This is a genomic window from Vibrio sp. V03_P4A6T147, assembly GCF_002241085.1.
Classification (GTDB): domain Bacteria; phylum Pseudomonadota; class Gammaproteobacteria; order Enterobacterales; family Vibrionaceae; genus Vibrio; species Vibrio anguillarum.
The window spans coordinates 1-2,309 of sequence record NZ_NDIO01000128.1 but is presented as its reverse complement, the minus strand read 5'-3'; the positions used below and the strand labels follow the sequence as shown (position 1 = coordinate 2,309).

Annotated in this window: 2 protein-coding genes; one reads left to right on the top strand and one right to left on the bottom strand. The window is 43.1% G+C overall.

Features of this window, described 5'->3' with window-relative positions:
* The first annotated feature begins 17 nt into the window (after nt 1-17).
* The gene (gene asd, locus B9J84_RS04915) at nt 18-1,148 is read left to right on the top strand and encodes an aspartate-semialdehyde dehydrogenase (protein ID WP_026028273.1); all 1,131 of its coding nucleotides are present in this window, start codon (nt 18-20) and stop codon (nt 1,146-1,148) included.
* Nucleotides 1,149-1,261: 113 nt separating this feature from the next.
* Here the strand turns inward: asd and B9J84_RS04910 are convergent, their stop codons facing one another.
* The gene (locus tag B9J84_RS04910; RefSeq protein ID WP_010318853.1) at nt 1,262-1,900 is read right to left on the bottom strand and encodes a YchE family NAAT transporter; all 639 of its coding nucleotides are present in this window, start codon (nt 1,898-1,900) and stop codon (nt 1,262-1,264) included.
* Between the last annotated feature and the right edge of the window lie 409 nt (nt 1,901-2,309).

Genomic DNA, 2,309 nt, shown 5'->3' with positions numbered 1-2,309 from the left:
CATGGAGAGTGAGCGCGATGAGAGTAGGTTTAGTGGGTTGGCGTGGTATGGTCGGTTCTGTACTGATGCAGCGTATGGTCGAAGAAAATGACTTTGACTTGATCGAACCGGTTTTCTTTAGCACATCTCAAATTGGTATTCCTGCACCAACGGTGCCTTCCAAGAAAGGCAATCATCACACAGGGTTACTGCAAGATGCTTACGATATTGATAGCCTCAAACAATTAGATGCCATCATCACCTGTCAAGGTGGTAGCTACACTGAAAAAGTGTACCCAGCTCTGCGTCAAGCGGGTTGGAAAGGTTACTGGATTGATGCTGCATCTACCTTACGGATGGATAAACAATCAATCATCACTTTAGATCCGGTCAACTTGACACAAATTCAGCACGGCATCCATTCAGGAACCAATACCTTTGTGGGCGGTAACTGCACTGTCAGTTTAATGCTTATGGCGTTAGGCGGCCTTTATGAGAAAGGTTTGGTCGAGTGGATGAGCGCAATGACCTACCAAGCAGCTTCGGGTGCTGGCGCTCAAAATATGCGCGAGTTGATCTCGCAAATGGGAGTAATTAACGATGCGGTGAGCTCTGAATTGGCTAATCCATCGAGCTCAATTCTTGATATTGACAGAAAAGTGGCTGAAACCATGCGATCACCTTCTTTTCCTACCGAGCAGTTTGGTGCACCACTAGCGGGTTCATTAATCCCTTGGATTGACGTCAAACGCGACAATGGTCAAAGCAAAGAAGAGTGGAAAGCGGGCGTTGAAGCTAATAAAATTCTGGGACTTCAATCGTCACCGATTCCGATTGATGGAACCTGTGTTCGTATTGGCGCAATGCGCTGCCACTCACAAGCATTAACCATCAAGCTGAAGAAAAATGTTCCGCTTGATGAAATCGAAGAGATGATCGCTACGCACAATGATTGGGTGAAAGTTATTCCAAACGAGCGCGATATTACCGCACGTGAATTGAGCCCTGCCAAAGTCACTGGCACCTTGTCAGTTCCCGTAGGACGTTTGCGTAAAATGTCTATGGGTGATGATTTCTTAAATGCGTTTACGGTGGGTGACCAATTATTGTGGGGAGCTGCTGAGCCGCTTCGCCGTACTTTGCGGATCATTCTGGCTGAAAAACAGTAAAGATGGATCTCGATTTAAAACTACCTGAGTAAAAATACAAAAGGGGCGCTTTATGCAAAGCGCCCCCTTTTTTATGCTTTTTGTCTGTAGCAACTGTGACGATGTTAACGCGGTTATGCAAGGCCAGGAAATAAATTTCTGAGTCCATTGGCAATAAACTCAATACCGAGTGCGCCTAGTATCAAACCCATGATCCGCGTAATCACGTTGATACCCGTTTGACCTAAGAAGCGGACAATATAGGGCGCTGAGCGAAACAGCAGCCAAGAGCTTAAACTAAATAGCACCACAGTGATTATAATGCCCACGGTATCGAACATGCTTGGGTAGCGAGAGCCATACACTATGGTTGAACTGATGGCACCCGGTCCTGCCATTAAAGGCATAGCGAGTGGCACAACTCCAATTTGTTCACGGCTAATGTATTCAGATTTCTCTTGTTTGTTTTGTTTATCTTCACCCAATTTACCGCTCATCATCGAAAACGCGATGCTCAGCAGCAATAGGCCACCAGCTACTCGAAACGAATCTAAAGAGATACTAAACATATCCAGTAACATCTGCCCAGCAAGCAGTGCGGTAATCAAAATTATTGCCACAGCAATATTCGCTGTAGCCGCCGTTTTGTGTTTCTCTTCTTGCGTCATATGCCCAGTGAGAGAGACAAATATTGGCATAATCCCCACGGGGTTCACAGCGGCTACAAGGCCTAAGAAAAACTGCAGGAAAATGGCTAACTCAAAGGTTTGCATGGCATTTATCTCTAATGGATCATTTCGATGAAATATTACGTGGCTAATGTAAGCGAAAGCAAAGGATAGCACGAATGAAAAAAACTAAAGCGATTGGGGTTTTATTGCTGAGAAAAACTAATTCAATGAATAAAACGTTTTACAATTGTTTTTCTAATGTATGTGAGTGGTGTTGTTTTTTGCTCAACTGTTAACATCTGCACATTTTTAATAAAATTAGTGCTCCTAGCTGGTGGTAAAAGTGAGAGTCGATATACTCTCAGTAGCACGTAAAATGAGGTGTGTTCATTCATCTATCGCTCAAAAATGAAACTTTTTTACAGATTGTTGTAGTTTTTATAGTTTTCGTTGTTTAAGTAAATGTTTTTTATTCATTTAATTATCTATATGTTTTTTGTTTGTTTTCAGT

What these genes read in the sequence shown, in the direction of transcription:
- asd (WP_026028273.1), top strand. Translation starts at nt 18, where the DNA reads ATGAGAGTAGGTTTAGTGGGTTGGCGTGGTATGGTCGGTTCTGTACTG.
- B9J84_RS04910 (WP_010318853.1), bottom strand. Translation starts at nt 1,900, where the DNA reads ATGCAAACCTTTGAGTTAGCCATTTTCCTGCAGTTTTTCTTAGGCCTT.